This is a genomic window from Aeromonas intestinalis (assembly GCF_054052485.1).
Genome location: NZ_JBSTYK010000001.1, coordinates 169,834 through 186,141, shown reverse-complemented (window position 1 = coordinate 186,141; position 16,308 = coordinate 169,834). Strand labels below are relative to the sequence as shown.

Here is a 16,308-nt window from a genome sequence, read left to right as displayed (position 1 = left end):
GGCAGGAGGGCTTGCATCTCCTGCCGCTTTTTCAATAAAAACATGAGCTTGGTCTTGGCATTCTACCCGGTTTGGGATGAAGAAAACGTGAACCGCACCGATGAACCCGAGATGAGGGTCATCACGGCTGACCGAGCTGCTCGTCGAGAAAGGCGAGCCAGGCCGCCACCTTGGCGGGCAGGTGACGCCGGCGTGGATAGAGGCACCAGATGCCGTGCTCCGGCAGCCGATAGGCGGGCAGCACGCTGACCAGCCGCCCGGCGGCGAGATCATCCCCCACGATGAAATCCGGCATGTTGCCGATGCCAAGGCCCGCCAGCAGGGCGCTGTGAATGGCGTCGCTGTTGTTCACCTCGAAGTTGCCCCAGGGGGTCACCCCCACCTCGCCATCCGGCCCCAGCAGGCGCCACTGGGTACCGCCGCGAAACAGGGAGTAGAAGAGGCAGTTGTGGCGTTCGAGATCCTCCGGGCTTTGGGGCACCCCCGCCCGCGCCAGATAGGCGGGGGCGGCGCACAGGGTGCTGTGGCAGGGGGCGAGGCGGCGGGCGATGAGGCTCGAATCCTCCAGGGCACCGATGCGCAGCCCCACGTCAAACCCCTCGGCGACCAGATCCCGCTGCTCGTCGCTCATCTCGAACTGCAGCTGCACCTCGGGATGGCGGGCGAGAAAGTCCGGGATGAGGGGCACCACATGACGGCGGCCATAGACCATGGGCACGGTGACCCGCAGCAGGCCCCGGGGCGCCGCCTGCAGGGCGCCGATGGCATCCTCCCCTTCGCCGGCCAGGCGCACCGCGTGACGCACCGTCTCGAAGTAGCGCTCCCCCGCCTCGGTCAGGCTGAGAGATCGGGTGGTGCGATAGAGCAGCTGGCAGCCGAGCAGTTGCTCGAGCTGGCTCACCTTCTTGCTGAGCGCCGACTTGCTGCCCCCCAGCTGGCGCGCCGCACCGGAGAAACTGCCTGCCTCCACCACGGCGACGAAGGCGGGGAGCAGGGCGAAGGCATCCTGGTTCATATCGTTCTCGAACTGGAAACAAAGTTGTGACGTCATGGTGGATTATCGCCGGAATAAAGACAATCTATCCTGCTCCTATCGCGTTAAAGGAGCCCTGTCATGTCTTCCACCCTTGTCACCTCTCTCGGTACTTCCCGCGGCGCTTTGCGCCTTCATGGCGGGCAAGCCGTCGGGGCCCTGGCCGCCCTCGGTGCCGGTCTCTTGCTGGCGCTGATGATCGAGCGCAACGGCGCCCTGGCCCAGGCGACCGATCCCTGGCTCGCGAGCTGGCTGGCCCACGGGATCGGCACCCTGGTGGCCGCCCTGCTCTGGGGGCTCGTGGCCAGAGTGAACGCTAACCGCAGACGCAGTGCCGGGGCCGCAACGGCGGGGAAAACAGCCGCCGAGAGCGGCTCCCTTTCAACGCCCTCAGTGCCAGACAGCCACAGTGCCACCCTCCGTCAGGGCGAGCCTGCCGCCACTTTGGTGACGGCAGAACCTGCTCAGACGCAGAAAACCCCGCTCTGGGCCTGGTTTGGCGGCCTGCCGGGGGCGCTCACCGTGGTGCTGGCGGCGTTTTGCCTCAACTCGCCCCTCGGAATGGCGGGGACCCTGGCTCTGCTGCTGCTCGGCCAGCTGCTGTTCGGGGCCCTGTGCGACGCACTCGGCTGGTTCGGCCTGCCTCGCCGTCGCCTGGCGGGGAGGGACTGGCTCGCCACCTCGCTGGTGATGGCCGGCGCCCTGCTGATCGTGCTGGGTTAGCAGGCGCTGCGATATTGCCGGTGCCCTGGAGTGGTTCGCCCCGATCATGGCTGCCACCCTTTTGTTATTGATAAGGAGAGAACGATGACCCTCTTGATCCTGCTGGGACTGCTCAACGGCGTGGCGGTCAGCCTGTCGCGCACCCTCAACGGCCGCCTCGCCACCGCTCGCGGGGCGCTCGGCGCCTCCCTGGCCAACCATCTTCTGGGCTTCCTGCTGCTCGGCGCCATGCTGCTGGTGATGGGAGCCCCCTGGCAGCGGCTGGCCGGGCTGGATCCCAGGCTGCTGGTGGGGGGCGTGCTGGGCGCGCTGTTCGTCGCCATCAGCAGTTGGGCCATCAACCGGGTCGGCGCCCTGGCCTGCGCCCTGCTCATCATCACCGGCCAGCTGGTGGGGGGCGTGGCCCTGGATGCCCTGGCGGGGCGCCTCGGTTGGACCGATCTGCTGGGGGCGGCGCTGGTGCTGGTGGGGGCCGGGTTGCAGCGTCTCGCCAGCGGGAGACAAGCCCTGCGCTGAGAGGAGAAGGGATGGTGTCGAATATTGTTTCGATATCGAATCGTTTTACCGCTTTTTATGTGATCTGGATCCCTGTACCATCGCCGCCCGACCTGCCAGCCGCCGACCCTGCGCGGCTGGCGTCACCGATACTCGCCGTCACCCGGAACGTGAATGACCCCAGGATGGGACCCGCCACTGAACCGTAGGTTTGTGGCTTGTGTGTCGCGTGGTCGGCACGCCCCGCCTGACGCCCTCGCGCCCCCGTCTGCAGACTTGCCATATGAAACCGCTTCTTCATAGGTGCAAGATGACCCTGTTATTGAGTCTGGTCGGCATGCTGGCCCTGATGTTCATCGCCTGGCTGGCCAGTGAAAACCGCCGCGCCATCCGTTGGCGCACCGTGCTCGGGGCCCTGGCCCTGCAGACCGGCTTCGCCGCCCTGGTGCTCTACTTCCCGCCCGGCCAAGCCATGCTCGGCGCCCTGAGCAACGGCGTCTCCGCCCTGCTCGGCTTTGCCGACAGCGGCATCCGCTTCGTGTTCGGCGATCTGGCGAGCAACGGCTTCATCTTCGCGGTGCGGGTGCTGCCGCTGGTCATCTTCATCAGCGCGCTCATCGCCGTGCTCTACCACTTCGGCATCATGCAGTGGGTGATCCGGGTGCTGGGGGGCGGCATTCACCGCCTGCTCGGCACCAGCCGCGCCGAATCCCTGGTGGCCACCGGCAACATCTTCCTCTCCCAGGGGGAATCCCCCCTGCTCATTCGCCCCTTTCTGGCGGGCATGACCCGCTCCGAACTGTTCGCGGTGATGACCTGCGGCATGGCCTCGGTGGCGGGATCTGTGCTCGGCGGCTATGCCGGCCTCGGCGTGGATCTCAAATATCTCATCGCCGCCTCCTTCATGGCGGCGCCGGGGGGCCTGCTGATGGCGAAGCTCTTGGTGCCGGAGCAGGAGCGAGTGCGTGAGCAAGACGAGATAACCCTGGACAAGAGCGACTACAGCAACGCCATCGACGCGCTGGCCGGTGGCGCCATGGGGGGCATGAAGATAGCCGTGGCCATCGGCACTATCTTGCTGGCCTTTGTCAGCGTCATCACCATGCTGAACGCTGGCTTCAGTGCGGTCGGTGACTGGTTCGGCTGGCCCGAGCTCTCCTTGCAACTGCTGCTGGGCTACCTGTTTGCCCCCGTCGCCTGGCTCATCGGGGTGCCAAGCAACGAGATAATGGCGGCAGGGTCGCTCATCGGCCAGAAGGTCATCATGAACGAGTTCGTCGCCTATCTGGATTTTGCCAGCATCAAGGAGACCTTGAGCGCCCACACCCAGATCATCATCACCTTCGCCCTGTGCGGCTTCGCGAACCTGGGGTCCATCGCCATCCAGCTCGGCTCCATCGGCACCATGGCGCCGGAGCGCCGCCACGATGTGGCGAACATGGGCCTCAAGGCCGTGCTGGCCGCGACCCTGGCAAACCTGATGAGTGCGACCCTGGCCGGGATCTTCGCCTCACTGGGCTAAGGCCCTGGATTCTGGTCCAGAGAAGATGTCAGCTCATTAGGTTAGCTAATGAAGTTGGCTGTTTAATCATAAAAAATGATAAAGCCTCGTCTCGCCGCAAGGCCAGACGGGGCTTTTTATATGGTTGAGGCCGGATCCTCGGCCTGATGGGGCGATGTCGGACGAGCCATTGGTATTACTGCCGATGAAATGGAGGGGACGTCATTGGATGGTCAGGGTGGCGGCCAAGTTGTGAAGATAGTCATAGCTGTGCCATTGCAGGGTACAGAGGGCGAGGAGCAAAGAGGCTCCCAAAGCCCCCTGATCCCAGTGGCGGAGCAGTATCCGAAAAGCATGCAATATGCACAGAGCCATGCCCACCTGATAGATCATGGCTAATGCCAGTTCAATCAAATCCGATATGCCGTACGCATCGTTTGGATTGTGATAAAGGTGGTCGTAGCCAAAAGCGCGAAATCCGAGCCGGGTGAGAAACAGGAAAAAACAGAGTGCGGCTAGCCTTGTTGTCTTTCGATTCATCTCGGTCATAAAAAGGGTTCAGCCGTCAGGGCTGTATTTTTGCTATGGATGTCGGCTGAAGAGGTTAACAGGAACCTCGGCTTATCCGCGCATCCAGAGGCTGAAAAATAAAACACCGGCGCGAGGCCGGTATTTGGGATATCGAGCCCTGATCAGGGCGCGGCAATACGCTTAGGCGTAGAAGGCTTCGACGGTACCTTTGACGGTGATCAGCATGGCATTGCCATAGCGATCCTTGGCCTTGGGGGAGGGGATCTTCACCCAACCTTCGCTGATGCAGTACTCCTCGACATTGGTGCGCTCCTTGCCGTTCACGCGAATGCCGATCTCGTGCTCGAAGCACTCCGCCACATAGTGCGGGCTGCGCGGGTTGGCCGCCAGACGGTCGGGCAGGGCTGGTTTGTTGTCGCTCATTTTATAGACCTGAGTTTGATAAAAAGTGGGCCATTGTAGGCAATGCCCGCCGTGGGCTCAAGGCTGGTGGCGTGCCATCCCGTATGGCTCTTTGCTCCATGGCAGATAATCCGCGTCGCCTCCTTCAATCTGGGGGCCTACCTCACCACCCGAGGTTAGGCGGCGATCTTCTCCGAACTCTATTGGGTGGCTGCCAGGGATTGTGTTGATGGGGTGGTTGGTTTGGGGTAGGCGGCAGTAGTGGTGGAATTGGCAAGGTTGTTGGATATATCGTGCACCATTCCAGTCGAAAGTTGCTCTTTATATGGGTAAAGGATACCCGTCTTCCTGGGTGCTGGCTACCTTACGCCTTGTTCAGAAAGGTGGATGTTCTATTTTTTGAAGCTGAGAATCCGTCCAATCAAGTGTCCGGATTTAGTTGACTACTACACGTTCACTCTTTGAAGAAAAATAATTCTCACTTTATCATTAATTTCTGACAGTACAATACCAGATACTACAGTGGTATTTATCGGGGTGTTATTAATTCCCTTAAAATAAATACATGACGGCTAACGCAGCGCTCTGCTGAAACTCAGGATCGCCAGCGAGTCAATTTTCCATAGCAGCACTTTGTTATGTATGGTTACCATCAGGTAGTTTCAACACCAACTGAGCGTTGAATTCTTTTGGTGTAGTTATTACCGCGATATCGCTCAAGTCACCGATTTCTAAGGTATAGGGACTTGGCTCCGCACGATTGGTATCAATCTTTACCCTATACTCGCGTTGATGAGAGAATAAACTCCGTTTTTGGTAGCCGAGCTTATCCTCTGGCATATTTCCGTGAAATTCATGCTCATTGAAATAGTCAATCAATCCAAGATTGCCAGGGAAATTGAGCTTTTCTATTGCAGATGTACAGCGTTCGATAAATTGCGATGCGTTTAAGATAACAACACACAGCTTACCCAACCCAAAACATGAGTCATGAAGTTCAAGAGTTCGTTTGAAATCCGATAGCGTTTCCGATGAAATGGTATCATGACCTCGACTGTTCAGAGAATATATGCAGAAGACATTATGACTTAGCAGATGATCTCCGTGCACAACTATAGGTGCTGCCAAATTCGAAGCTGGAATAATATACTCACCAAAACGGATTTCACTTAATTTATCAGGCTGATATAGAGCTACAATTCCTTCATATTCGTCACCGCGTAATTCGCCAGATTCATCCTTGTACTCTTTGAATGAGCGAATGGTATTCATGAACAATTTACCGCTCATAAAGTCTTCAGCGTACTCTCTTTTTTCAAATAATTTCACAAAAGCAAATATGGTAGACACTCTCACTCCCTAAGACGCATAACGCTAAGTACAGGGCGGGTTGTAAGTTGCGCATTGCGATAAACTTGGCGCGTATTGTTATTGGCTCGTTTCTATGAGTGCAAAGATACAAGCTCTTGCAGAAACAAATAACATGCCAGATTAACATTGCTGGCGTTGATTTTCACATCGATTTGATTTAGTCGCAACGGAAAAGAAGCTGCAAGACTATAATTCCAATTTCGCCAACCGATTAAACCACTATTTCCGGAAACCACGTCCTTTCAAACTGCGAGACTAACCTACAAGCACAAGGAACTAAAAAGTTGAATCAACTGCGATGCGAAAAAATAACTGCTTGCGAAAACCTTTCTACCTGCTCGATAAAAATGAATAAGCACCTATAACATCATAATAAGTGGTGGAGCATCAGCTACGTCCGGCAACCAAAGGGGGCACACTTAATTGGCTTGTTATTTTTAAATTCTATCCGCCGACACTACACTCTGCGGTGCCATTATCACTTCTAATTCAAAGTCCGTCTGGGAGTGATAGATCGCATTGTTTTTGTCCAGAAAAGCTCTAGCTACGATACCTTGCGGCATGTCACTGTAAGTATCTTTGGCAAACCTTTTGGCTACTTCAAGATTAGTTGTCCAAGACTGTCCAAACTGACCACTATTGAATTCAGCTTCAGACATACCTCGGTAGATTGGCATGCCTTCAGTCAATACATCTACGTCTGATTTTGGAACATCCTCTGGATGAAGAGTTACAACAGGTCCCTCCCATTCAGCTTGTCTACCCTTGAAAATTCCAAAACGACCATGCTCTTTGAACATTCTTATGTAATTAAAGATTTCATAGGCATGGTTAAATACTTTGCTATCGCTTGGGATACCATATTGCTTTATATACAAGTTAAAGGCTTCATTTTCAAGTCTACTTGATGTTCTAACCCCAAAATTGATTACCAATGAATCGATTAGCTTCACATAATTATTGAAGCGCAATGATAAGTCAGCATGGTACAGATCAGGATTTACCCCCATTCGAATTAAGTAATTAATAGATTCATCACTGAAGCTCAAACTTTTCTCCTTTAAAAGCTCTTTGCTAATCTGGAAATTTCGAGCGATGCTAGTAATTTCTCCGAGTGCAACAATTTTTATATTACTGACCACCACCCAAAAAGTAGTAATTCTATTTTTGGTTTTTTAATCCGAATACGACTGTCTTTATGAATCATTCTTTGATGACAATCTAAAAAAGACTAATTCACTTGGCTTGTCAGTCTCTTCAGGCAAAGCTACCGCCCCTGAGCTACAGCCCCAATCCGCTGCTTTTAACCCGCGAGATACCAACAATGGTTTCCATGACCCCCTCCCGAGAGATGGATTGTCGATTGCTATCTTAAGGGGCCGGTTTGAGGCATGGAAAGAGGGCGTTGATAGAAACTTGAGCTACTTCAACCTATTAGTGAGCAACCGCTGCTTGCAGTGGGCTCGGGGCTGGTAGAGAGTGCGGAAATTTCCTTACCCCAATCCTCTCCCAAGGGGAGAGGGAGCTTGTCTATGGTTACACGGGAGCCGAGGGCTGGCATGGTGTTGATCCCCCTCCAAGCCGCCGAGTCGAACTCTGTGGGCCAGGAGCGCCGTCAGGGATGACGGCGCAGCCACAGTTGGTACAGGGATGTACCATCTGCGGCGTTCCGCCCGACCCAGAGAGTGATATGAGGAAACCCGCCGCAGGCGGGCGGCTTGGCGGGGGAGAAGACCTTTGGTGACTTTGGGTCTTTCCAAAGTCACTCGCCCCGGCCCGAAGGGCGGGCGAAACCCCATCGAGGACTGAGTCCTCGCATCCCATGCGGCGTAGCCGCATCATAGATCCTGATCTCCTTCACCCGAGCCTCTCTTAGAGGGCGAGGGGGCAAAGAGACAGGGGTTGATAAAGGAAATAAAAAGGAGCCCGCTTGGGCTCCCTTGCTGCTTAGGGTCTGGGCTATGGGGCCAAGCCAGGCCCAGCCTGGGGATCAGGGGTGGCGGGTCGCCGCCTTCATCCCTTCCACAAACTCTTTCAGACGAGTGAGCATATGTTCCGGGTTCTGGTGGTGGGTCTCGATGATCTTCACCACGGCGGAGCCCGAGATGGCACCGGCTGCGCCGGCCTTGATGGCGTCACGCACCTGGGCCGGTTCGCTGATGCCAAAGCCGAGCAGGGCGGGGGGCGCCTTGAACTCGCGCAGGGAGTTGATGAGCCCTTCCACCGGCATGCCGGCCTTGGTCTCGGCGCCGGTGACGCCGGCGCGGCTCACCAGATAGGTGTAACCGGAGCCGAGCTCAGCCACGGCTTTGAGCGTCTCGGCATCGCCGTTCGGCGGGGCGATAAAGATGCTGTCGATACCGTACTTGTCGGCGGCGGCCTTGTAGGGCTCGCACATCTGCACCGGCACGTCCGCCACCAGCACGGAATCCACACCCGCCTGCTGACACTTCTCGTAGAAGCCGTCAATTTTGCGCACATAGACCAGGTTTGCGTAGACCAGCAGGCCAATGGGGAGCTCCGGGTACTTGGCGCGGATCTTGGCGAGCAGCCCGAAGCAGTCATCCGGGGTGGTGTGGCTCGCAAAGGCGCGCAGGGCCGCCCCTTGTATGGTGGGGCCGTCCGCCACCGGATCCGAGAAGGGGATGCCGAGTTCCAGGGCATCGGCGCCCCCCTCGACCAGGGCATCGACGATGGCAAGCGACAATTCGGGGGTAGGATCCCCCAGCATCACGAAGGGGACGAAGGCGCCCTGCTTGGCTTGTGCTAACCGGGAGAAGAGTTGTGCGTAGCGATTCATGACAGGGTTCCTTCTTTTTCGAAGATGTCGGCGACGGTGAAGATGTCCTTGTCGCCACGGCCGGAGAGGTTGACGATCAGCACCTGCTCTTTCTCAGGCTCGCTGCGGGCTAGTTTCAGGGCATGGGCCAGGGCGTGGGAGGACTCCAGTGCCGGAATAATCCCCTCCGATTGGGCCAGTACCTGGAACGCATCCAGCGCTTCTTTGTCCGTGATAGATACATATTCTGCCCGGCCGATGGCGGCCAGATGGGCGTGCTGGGGGCCGACGGAGGGGAAATCGAGCCCCGCTGAGACGGAGTAGGACTCCTGGATCTGCCCCTGGCTGTCTTGCATCAGGTAGGAGTGCATGCCAAAGAAGACCCCCTTGCTGCCGTGACCGAGCGGCGCACCGTGCTCGCCGCTCTCGATGCCGTGACCACCGGGCTCGACCCCGATCAGGCGCACGGACGGCTCATCGATAAAGTCGGCAAACATGCCGATGGCATTCGACCCACCGCCGACGCAGGCGATCACCGCATCGGGCAGGCGCTCCTCCTTCTCGAAGCACTGGGCCTTGGCCTCTTCCCCGATCATCTTCTGGAATTCCCGCACTATGGTGGGGAAGGGGTGGGGGCCGGCGGCGGTGCCGAGCAGGTAGTGAGCGCTCTCGTAGTTTGCAGCCCAGTCACGCAGCGCCTCGTTGCAGGCATCCTTCAGGGTGGATGAGCCGGAATGCACAGGTATCACGGTGGCACCCATCAACTTCATGCGAAACACGTTCGGCTTCTGGCGCTCGCAATCCTTGGCACCCATGTAGACCCGACACTTGAGGCCAAGCAGGGCGCAGGCCAGGGCGGTGGCGACCCCGTGCTGACCGGCGCCGGTTTCGGCGATGATTTCGGTCTTGCCCATGCGCTTGGCGAGCAGGGCCTGACCCAGCACCTGGTTGGTCTTGTGGGCGCCGCCGTGCAGCAGATCTTCGCGCTTCAGATAGAGCCGGGTCTTGGTGCCCTTGGTGAGGTTGCGAGTCAGGGTGAGCGGGGTCGGGCGACCGGCGTACTCGGTCAAGAGGGCCTCGAACTCGGCGATGAAGGCCGGGTCATCCTTGGCATCGACGAAGGCCTTCTCCAGCTGGAGCAGGGCGGGGACGAGGATCTGGGGCACGTACATACCGCCAAACTCCCCGAAGAACGGATTGAGCAGAGTCATGGGACTATTCCTTGTATTTATAGGCGAAAGCGATTCATCAATTTGGTGCATGTTCAGCGGCGCAGGGCGTTCTTACCGTTGGCCCTCATAGTTGGCGCAGTGCGCCAAAGGCGGCCGCTATCTTGTGTGCATCCTTCTGGCCCGGCGCACTCTCCACACCGGAGTTGAAATCAAGACCGAGGCAACCTACCTGGGCGGCTTGCAAGGCGTTGTCGGCGTTCAGGCCGCCGGCCAGCATCAGGCGGGATTTATCGAGCCCCGTCAGCAGGGCCCAGTCGAACGCCTGGCCGGTGCCGCCGCTCTGGCTGCCGACTTTGGTGTCGAGCAGCAGGCGATCCGCCGGGAAGTCGAGGTTAGGCAACGGCTCGCCGCTTGTCTTATCGAGAGTAATGCCAACCGCCTTCCAGATCTCGCAGCTCGGGGGCAGCAGGGGGCGCAGGCTCTCGATATAGGCGACGTCCTCATCCCCGTGCAGCTGCACGGCGGCGAGGTTCAGGGCGTCCACCGTCTTGGCGATGGTGGCGGCTTGGGCGTTGCGAAACACCCCGACATAGGAGAGGGGAGCCCCTGCCATCACGGCGCGGGCGGCGGGGATGTCCACGTAGCGCGGGCTCTTGGATACGAAGATGAGGCCACCGAAGACCGCGCCGGCCTGATGGGCGGCGGCGGCGTCCTCGGGACGGGTCAGGCCGCACACCTTGTTCTGGCCGAGCACCAGCTTGCGTACCGCCGCCTCCAGATCCGCCTCCTCCATCAGAGAGGACCCCACCAAAAAGCCCTTGGCATGCTGGCGCAGTTCGGCCACCTGGGCGCGGTTGCGGATGCCGGATTCGCTGATGATTACGCGATCGGCCGGGATGTGGGCGGCCAGCTGGCCGGTGCGGGCGATATCGACGCTCAAGTCCCGCAGATCGCGGTTGTTGATGCCGATGACCGGTGCCCCCAGGGCGATGGCGCGTTCCAGCTCCTCCTCATTGCTCACCTCGGTCAGCACCCCGAGACCCAATTCTTTGGCAACCGCAAACAGGGCGTTATAACCCTCGTCGGTGAGCACGGAGAGCATCAGCAGGATGGCGTCCGCCTGATAGTGGCGGGCCAGATAGACCTGATAGGGGTCAATCATGAAGTCCTTGCACAGCACGGGTTGCTGAACCCGGGCGCGCACCCGTGGCAGAAACGCGAAATCCCCCTGGAAGAACTTCTCGTCGGTCAGCACCGAGATGGCGGTGGCGTATTTGCCATAGACATCGGCGATGGCCTCCGGGCTGAAGTCATTGCGGATCAATCCCTTGGAAGGGGAGGCCTTCTTGCATTCCAGAATGAAGCGGGTGGAACCTGCGCGCAGTTGTCCCTCGAAGTCCCGATCGCTTGGCACCAGAGCGCCCTTGAAGCTCGCCAGCGGCTGGGCTTCCTTGCGGGCCGCAATCCAGCCCTGCTTGGCGGCCACAATCTTGCCGAGGATGGTCTGGCTGATGGAGGCCATGTTCAAGAAAGCATGAGGAGCAATGACGTCTGACATCTCGTTATCCTTGCGAAGCTGACTGCCCTGCGGGCGTTCTGAGTGAGCGCCTTGTGGGCGCTCTTTGATCGTGGCTGACATCATGCCTCCTGATGGCTCAGGCTGGCTAGCGCCTTTGCGAGGGCGCTGCACTCGCCGCTCTCGAGCTTGGCCAGCACCAGGGCGGCGGCCTGCTTGAAGTCGGGGGCCTTGCCCGCCATCACCAGCAGGGGGGCCACGTTGGCGGCGATGGCGGCGTTGTGGGCCGGGGTCCCTTCGCCCGCCAGGATGGCGGCGGTGATGGCGCGGTTCTCTTCCGGTTCACCGCCCTGGATGGCGCTGACCGGATAGGTCTCGAGGCCAAAGTCCGCCGGGGTGATGAGGTATTCGCGGATCTCGCCATCGCGGATCTCGGCGACCTGGGTCGGGCCGTGGATGGCGATTTCGTCAAGCCCCGCGCCGTGCACCACCATACCGGTTTTCAGGCCCAGCGCCAGCAGGGTTTCGGCGATGGGGCGCACCAGTTCAGGGGCATAGACACCCATCAGCTGGTAGGTGGGGCGGGCCGGGTTGATGAGCGGCCCCAAGACGTTGAACAGGGTGCGGGTCTTGAGGGCCTGCCGCACCGGCATGGCGTGGCGTACCCCGGCGTGGTACTGGGGGGCGAACAGGAAGCAGATGCCGAGTTCATCGAGGCAGCGGCGCGCCTGTGCCGGGCTCATGTCGAGCTTGATCCCCATCTTGTCCAGCAGGTCGCTCGAGCCGGATTTGCTCGAGACGGAGCGGTTGCCATGTTTGGCGACCTTCAGGCCGCAGGCGGCGGCCACCAGGGCCGAGGTGGTGGAGACGTTGATGGTATTGAGGCCATCGCCACCGGTACCGACGATGTCGCAGAAGGCATAGTCCGGGCGCGGGAAGTCGCGGGCCTCGGCCAGCAGCGCATCGGCGGCACCGGCGATCTCCTCCGGGGTCTCCCCCTTGAGTTTGAGGGCGGTGAGCAGGCTCGAGAGCACGATGGGGTCCACTTCGCCGCGCACCACCTGACCGAAGGCATCACGGGCTTCATCGCGAGAGAGGGACTGTCCCTGATAGAGGGTATTGAGATGTTGATGCATGGGGGTCTCCTTACCGCACACTGCTTTCGGGACGCGTCACGTGGGCGAGGGCCTGGGTGAGCAGGCGGGCCCCTTCGCTGGTCATGATGGATTCTGGGTGGAACTGGAAGCCGAGCACGCGCTCGCCGCGCTGTTCGATGGCCATGGGCATGCCCTGATAGTGGGCAATCACGGTCAGCTCCTCGGGCACATAGGTCGCGACCAGGGAGTGATAGCGGGCCACCGGCAGCGGGCTCGGCAGACCGGCGAAGGCGCCGTGGCCGTTGTGTTCAATGAGGGAGCGCTTGCCGTGGACGATTTCACCCGCCGCACCGACTGTGCCGCCGTAGGCTTCGCACAGGGCCTGATGACCGAGGCAGATGCCGATGATGGGCACCCGGCCGCGGGCCAGTTTGATGAGGTCAATCAGGCAACCCGCCTCATGGGGAGCGCCCGGGCCCGGGGAGAGCACCAGCACGGCGTCGCCACCGGCCGCTTCGATCTCATTCATGATGCGGCTCGCCGGCAGGCTGTTGCGGTAGATGCGCACCGGGTAGCCGAGAGTACGGAACTGATCCACCAGGTTGTAAGTAAAGGAATCGAAATTATCGAGCAGGAAGATGTTAGTCATGGCGCGCCTCCTTGTGCTGCACTGACTGGTGCTCCTGCAGACTCAGGGCCTGCAGGGAGGTGCCATGGCTGGCGGCGATGGCGGCCAGCACGGCGGCGGCCTTGGCACGAGTCTCGTCTGCTTCGGCCTGGGGCTTGGAGTCATAGACCACGCCGGCCCCGGCCTGGACATGGGCAAGGCCGTCTTTCACGAAGGCGGAACGGATGACGATGCAGGTGTCCATCTCCCCCTCACCGTTGAGGTAGCCCACGGCGCCGCCGTAGCTGCCACGGCGCTTGCCTTCCACCATGCGGATGAGCTCGCTGGCGCGCAGCTTGGGGGCGCCGGTCAGGGTGCCCATGTTCATGCAGGCCTGATAGGCGTGCAGGGCATCGAGATCGGCACGCAGGGTGCCGACCACCCGGGAGACCAGGTGCATCACGTGGCTGTAGCGATCCACTTTCAGCAGATCCTTCACGTAGCGGGTGCCGGGCTCCGATATGCGGGCGATGTCGTTGCGACCCAGATCCACCAGCATCAGGTGTTCGGCCACCTCTTTCTCGTCCTGGCGCAGCTCCAGCTCGATGCGGCCATCCAGATCCAGATTGATGCTGCCATCCGGATTGAGGCCACGGCGGCGGGTACCGGCGATGGGGTACATCTCCACCTGGCGGCTGCTCGCCTCGAACTTGACCGCGCTCTCGGGAGAGGCGCCAAACAGGGTGAAGCCCTCGTCCTGCACGTAGAACATGTAGGGGCTGGGGTTGGTCTGCTTGAGGCGACGATAGGCGGCGACGGGCTCGGGGCAGGGCAGGGAGAAGCTGCGGGATGGCACCACCTGGAAGATGTCGCCACGACGAATGAAGCCTTTGAGCTTTTCGACTTCGGCGCAGAACTGTTTGTCGCCCTTGTCGACATTGAGCGCACCGGTCAGCGGCTGGGTGGCTTGCGCTCTGGATTGTGGCTGCTGGCAGGCTTGCTTGAAGGCTTCGAGGCGGGCGGTCAGGCGGGCGTAGCGCTCATCGAGCTGGCTGTCGTCTTCTTCGCCGCCGCTACTATTGCCACCAAACAGGCAGGCCAGCAGTTGGGTGCTCTGCTTGATGTGATCGATGGTGATCAGGGTCTCGGCTACGTAGAAGCAGTAGTCGGGGCAGTCGTTGCTGCCCTCCGGCACGGCGGGCAGATCCTCGAAGGAGGCGATGAGGTCGTAGGCGAAGCTGCCTCCCATGAAGAGGGCCTCTTTACCAAGCTGGCATTGCAGCTCCCGTTGCAGGGTGCGCAGCACGTCCAGCACGCTGATCCCCTTGAGACGGCTGTCTTCGTCAAGCTCCCGATCGGAGGCCGGGAAGGCGAGGCAGAGCTCGCCATCGTCCAGGGTGCGGGTGATGAGGGCGGGCAGACGCTCATCGAGCAGGGTCTGCAGGCGCTCGCCGTTGTCGTTGAGGGCGCGTACCCGCACGGTGCGACCGCGGCACTCGATGCGCAGGCAAGCATCCACCAGCAGCAGGCTCTGGGTGCCGGCCTTGGAGTCGATCTCCACGGATTCCAGCAGCAGGTTGTTGGGGCGGCCCTCGCAGAGCTGGCTGTAAAGCGCCAGCGGGTCTGTCACATAGGGGGCGTTGAGCCGGATGGTATCGAATTCGCCCAGGGGTAACCGGGTCTTGTTGGCTGTCATCATGCGTTCCCTTGCAGTTGTTCTGTGTAACCGATGTTCATGATGTTGAGTCTCTTGAAAATGGATGGATGGGGTTGCCTCAGTGGGCCCGCCATCGCCCTGCTTGTGTGCTTATCAGAATTCTCGGTTTCATCAGATGTCCATTTGCCGGATAATAAAAAAGCCCGCTGGGGTCAGCGGGCTTTTTCTCTGGGTTCTTAATTTGCTGTCAGATTTCAGGTACAGCAACGACCACACGCCCGCATGTCAGGGAATGTGCCACCACCAGCTATGGGTCAGGGTGAATGTCGTTTGCATGATAAAATCCTGTATCGATCTGTTTGCACTTGAAGTGTCTACAGAAAACGCTAAAGCCGCGGCCAAGTCAAGTCGCTTTTTTGCCGCTTTTTGCCAAGCGGATCAGTCAACGAGAGCGAAACAAGCCGATGAGATTCGATCTTCACTGTCATACCACGGCCTCGGATGGGGTGCTCTCACCCTCCGAGCTGGTGCGCCGAGCCGCCGAAAAAGGGGTCGAGGTGTTAGCGGTCACTGACCACGACACCCTCGCCGGGCTTGATGAGGTGCGCCATACCATCAGCGCCGAGCAGCTGCCCCTGCGACTGGTGAGCGGGGTCGAGATCTCCACCGGTTGGGAGCATCACGAGATCCACATCGTGGCGCTCGGAGTGGATGAACAAAACCCGGGGCTCAACGCCTTCCTGGCCGCCCAGCTGGCCCGCCGGGAAGCCCGCGCCGAGGAGATAGGGCGCCGTCTGGAGAAGTGCCAGCTGCCCGGCACCTATGAAGAGGCCAAGGCCCTGGCCGGCGAGGCCGCCGTGACCCGAGCCCACTTCGCCCGGGTGTTGATGGCCCGCGGGGTGGCGGACAACATGCAGAAGGTGTTCAAGAAGTACCTGAGCCGGGGCAACAAGGGCTATGTGCCCGCCGAGTGGCCCGAGATGGCGGTGGCCATCGAGGCCATTCACGGCGCAGGTGGTCTGGCGGTGCTGGCCCATCCCAGCCGCTACGATCTCACCGCCAAGTGGATCAAGCGGCTGCTGGTGGCCTTCAAGGCTGCCGGGGGGGATGCCATGGAGGTCTCCCTGCCCCAGCAGAGCCCCCAGGAGCGGGCGAATCTCGGTCAGTGGGCCAAGGAGCACGATCTCTACATCTCGGTGGGGTCGGACTTCCACTTCCCCTCCAACTGGACCGAGCTTGGCCGCCACCTCTGGCTGCCCAAGGAGGGCATGCCGCTCTGGCTGGGCTATCCCGGCCACTTCGGCCTCAGCCCCGAGGAGCATGCCAGCCTGCTGGCCGCCCGCTGAAACGCGGATCCGCAGGCCAATGGGGTCAATTTCAACTTTTGGCGCGAGCGAGTCTGCGCCAAAGGCGTTAAGGTAGTG

At 60.0% G+C, this 16,308-nt stretch carries 15 protein-coding genes and 1 pseudogene; 5 read left to right on the top strand and 11 right to left on the bottom strand.

Annotated features, from left to right (window positions below):
- Positions 1-121: 121 nt before the first annotated feature.
- Positions 122-1,051: a LysR substrate-binding domain-containing protein gene (locus ACW5W7_RS00780; RefSeq protein WP_456500443.1), complete on the bottom strand. Its 930-nt coding sequence runs from the start codon at positions 1,049-1,051 to the stop codon at positions 122-124.
- 63 nt (positions 1,052-1,114) lie between these two features.
- Here ACW5W7_RS00780 and ACW5W7_RS00775 point away from each other — a divergent pair, with 63 nt between their 5' ends.
- From ACW5W7_RS00775 to ACW5W7_RS00765, 3 genes are all read left to right on the top strand, one after another.
- Positions 1,115-1,756 carry a DMT family transporter gene (locus tag ACW5W7_RS00775; protein WP_456500442.1) on the top strand — a complete coding sequence of 214 codons (642 nt, stop codon included), beginning with the start codon at positions 1,115-1,117 and terminating at the stop codon, positions 1,754-1,756.
- Positions 1,757-1,840: 84 nt separating this feature from the next.
- The gene (locus ACW5W7_RS00770; RefSeq protein WP_456500441.1) at positions 1,841-2,272 is read left to right on the top strand and encodes a DMT family transporter; all 432 of its coding nucleotides are present in this window, start codon (positions 1,841-1,843) and stop codon (positions 2,270-2,272) included.
- 289 nt (positions 2,273-2,561) lie between these two features.
- Positions 2,562-3,773 (top strand): NupC/NupG family nucleoside CNT transporter, encoded by a 1,212-nt coding sequence (locus ACW5W7_RS00765; protein WP_456500440.1) that lies wholly within the window; start codon positions 2,562-2,564, stop codon positions 3,771-3,773.
- A gap of 201 nt (positions 3,774-3,974) precedes the next feature.
- Here the strand turns inward: ACW5W7_RS00765 and ACW5W7_RS00760 are convergent, their stop codons facing one another.
- Positions 3,975-4,301 carry a hypothetical protein gene (locus ACW5W7_RS00760; protein ID WP_456500439.1) on the bottom strand — a complete coding sequence of 109 codons (327 nt, stop codon included), beginning with the start codon at positions 4,299-4,301 and terminating at the stop codon, positions 3,975-3,977.
- A 162-nt stretch (positions 4,302-4,463) separates the two neighbouring features.
- On the bottom strand, positions 4,464-4,706 hold the full coding sequence (locus ACW5W7_RS00755) for a DUF3297 family protein (protein ID WP_456500438.1): 243 nt from the start codon (positions 4,704-4,706) through the stop codon (positions 4,464-4,466).
- A 90-nt stretch (positions 4,707-4,796) separates the two neighbouring features.
- Here ACW5W7_RS00755 and ACW5W7_RS00750 point away from each other — a divergent pair.
- Positions 4,797-4,947, top strand: a pseudogene (locus tag ACW5W7_RS00750) (metal-dependent hydrolase); the annotation flags it as partial.
- Positions 4,948-5,321: 374 nt separating this feature from the next.
- Here the strand turns inward: ACW5W7_RS00750 and ACW5W7_RS00745 are convergent.
- From ACW5W7_RS00745 to ACW5W7_RS00710, 8 genes are all read right to left on the bottom strand, one after another.
- Positions 5,322-6,035, bottom strand: coding sequence for a hypothetical protein (locus tag ACW5W7_RS00745; RefSeq protein ID WP_456500437.1), 714 nt, complete (start codon positions 6,033-6,035; stop codon positions 5,322-5,324).
- A gap of 458 nt (positions 6,036-6,493) precedes the next feature.
- Entirely contained in the window at positions 6,494-7,105 is a 612-nt protein-coding gene (locus ACW5W7_RS00740) for a hypothetical protein (protein ID WP_456500436.1), read from the bottom strand.
- 941 nt (positions 7,106-8,046) lie between these two features.
- The gene (gene trpA / locus ACW5W7_RS00735) at positions 8,047-8,856 is read right to left on the bottom strand and encodes a tryptophan synthase subunit alpha (protein WP_456500435.1); all 810 of its coding nucleotides are present in this window, start codon (positions 8,854-8,856) and stop codon (positions 8,047-8,049) included.
- A complete protein-coding gene (gene trpB, locus ACW5W7_RS00730; RefSeq protein WP_456500434.1) occupies positions 8,853-10,046 on the bottom strand; it encodes a tryptophan synthase subunit beta in 1,194 nt (397 codons plus the stop codon). Before trpB ends, trpA begins: the two co-directional genes overlap by 4 nt.
- 85 nt (positions 10,047-10,131) lie before the next feature.
- Positions 10,132-11,565, bottom strand: coding sequence for a bifunctional indole-3-glycerol-phosphate synthase TrpC/phosphoribosylanthranilate isomerase TrpF (gene trpCF, locus ACW5W7_RS00725; RefSeq protein WP_456500433.1), 1,434 nt, complete (start codon positions 11,563-11,565; stop codon positions 10,132-10,134).
- Positions 11,566-11,645: 80 nt separating this feature from the next.
- Positions 11,646-12,659 carry an anthranilate phosphoribosyltransferase gene (gene trpD, locus ACW5W7_RS00720; protein ID WP_456500432.1) on the bottom strand — a complete coding sequence of 338 codons (1,014 nt, stop codon included), beginning with the start codon at positions 12,657-12,659 and terminating at the stop codon, positions 11,646-11,648.
- A gap of 10 nt (positions 12,660-12,669) precedes the next feature.
- Positions 12,670-13,269: an aminodeoxychorismate/anthranilate synthase component II gene (locus ACW5W7_RS00715; RefSeq protein WP_456500431.1), complete on the bottom strand. Its 600-nt coding sequence runs from the start codon at positions 13,267-13,269 to the stop codon at positions 12,670-12,672.
- Entirely contained in the window at positions 13,262-14,923 is a 1,662-nt protein-coding gene (locus ACW5W7_RS00710; protein WP_456500430.1) for an anthranilate synthase component 1, read from the bottom strand. The genes ACW5W7_RS00715 and ACW5W7_RS00710 overlap by 8 nt, the downstream gene beginning before the upstream one ends.
- 425 nt (positions 14,924-15,348) lie before the next feature.
- Here ACW5W7_RS00710 and rnm point away from each other — a divergent pair, with 425 nt between their 5' ends.
- Positions 15,349-16,230 (top strand): RNase RNM, encoded by an 882-nt coding sequence (rnm, locus tag ACW5W7_RS00705; protein ID WP_456500429.1) that lies wholly within the window; start codon positions 15,349-15,351, stop codon positions 16,228-16,230.
- Positions 16,231-16,308: the final 78 nt, after the last annotated feature.

Excerpts from the sequence above, each read along its gene's own strand:
- ACW5W7_RS00780 (WP_456500443.1), bottom strand. The coding sequence starts at position 1,051 with ATGACGTCACAACTTTGTTTCCAGTTCGAGAACGATATGAACCAGGAT.
- ACW5W7_RS00775 (WP_456500442.1), top strand. The coding sequence starts at position 1,115 with ATGTCTTCCACCCTTGTCACCTCTCTCGGTACTTCCCGCGGCGCTTTG.
- ACW5W7_RS00770 (WP_456500441.1), top strand. The coding sequence starts at position 1,841 with ATGACCCTCTTGATCCTGCTGGGACTGCTCAACGGCGTGGCGGTCAGC.
- ACW5W7_RS00765 (WP_456500440.1), top strand. The coding sequence starts at position 2,562 with ATGACCCTGTTATTGAGTCTGGTCGGCATGCTGGCCCTGATGTTCATC.
- ACW5W7_RS00760 (WP_456500439.1), bottom strand. The coding sequence starts at position 4,301 with ATGACCGAGATGAATCGAAAGACAACAAGGCTAGCCGCACTCTGTTTT.
- ACW5W7_RS00755 (WP_456500438.1), bottom strand. The coding sequence starts at position 4,706 with ATGAGCGACAACAAACCAGCCCTGCCCGACCGTCTGGCGGCCAACCCG.
- trpA (WP_456500435.1), bottom strand. The coding sequence starts at position 8,856 with ATGAATCGCTACGCACAACTCTTCTCCCGGTTAGCACAAGCCAAGCAG.
- trpB (WP_456500434.1), bottom strand. The coding sequence starts at position 10,046 with ATGACTCTGCTCAATCCGTTCTTCGGGGAGTTTGGCGGTATGTACGTG.
- trpCF (WP_456500433.1), bottom strand. The coding sequence starts at position 11,565 with ATGTCAGACGTCATTGCTCCTCATGCTTTCTTGAACATGGCCTCCATC.
- trpD (WP_456500432.1), bottom strand. The coding sequence starts at position 12,659 with ATGCATCAACATCTCAATACCCTCTATCAGGGACAGTCCCTCTCTCGC.
- ACW5W7_RS00715 (WP_456500431.1), bottom strand. The coding sequence starts at position 13,269 with ATGACTAACATCTTCCTGCTCGATAATTTCGATTCCTTTACTTACAAC.
- ACW5W7_RS00710 (WP_456500430.1), bottom strand. The coding sequence starts at position 14,923 with ATGACAGCCAACAAGACCCGGTTACCCCTGGGCGAATTCGATACCATC.
- rnm (WP_456500429.1), top strand. The coding sequence starts at position 15,349 with ATGAGATTCGATCTTCACTGTCATACCACGGCCTCGGATGGGGTGCTC.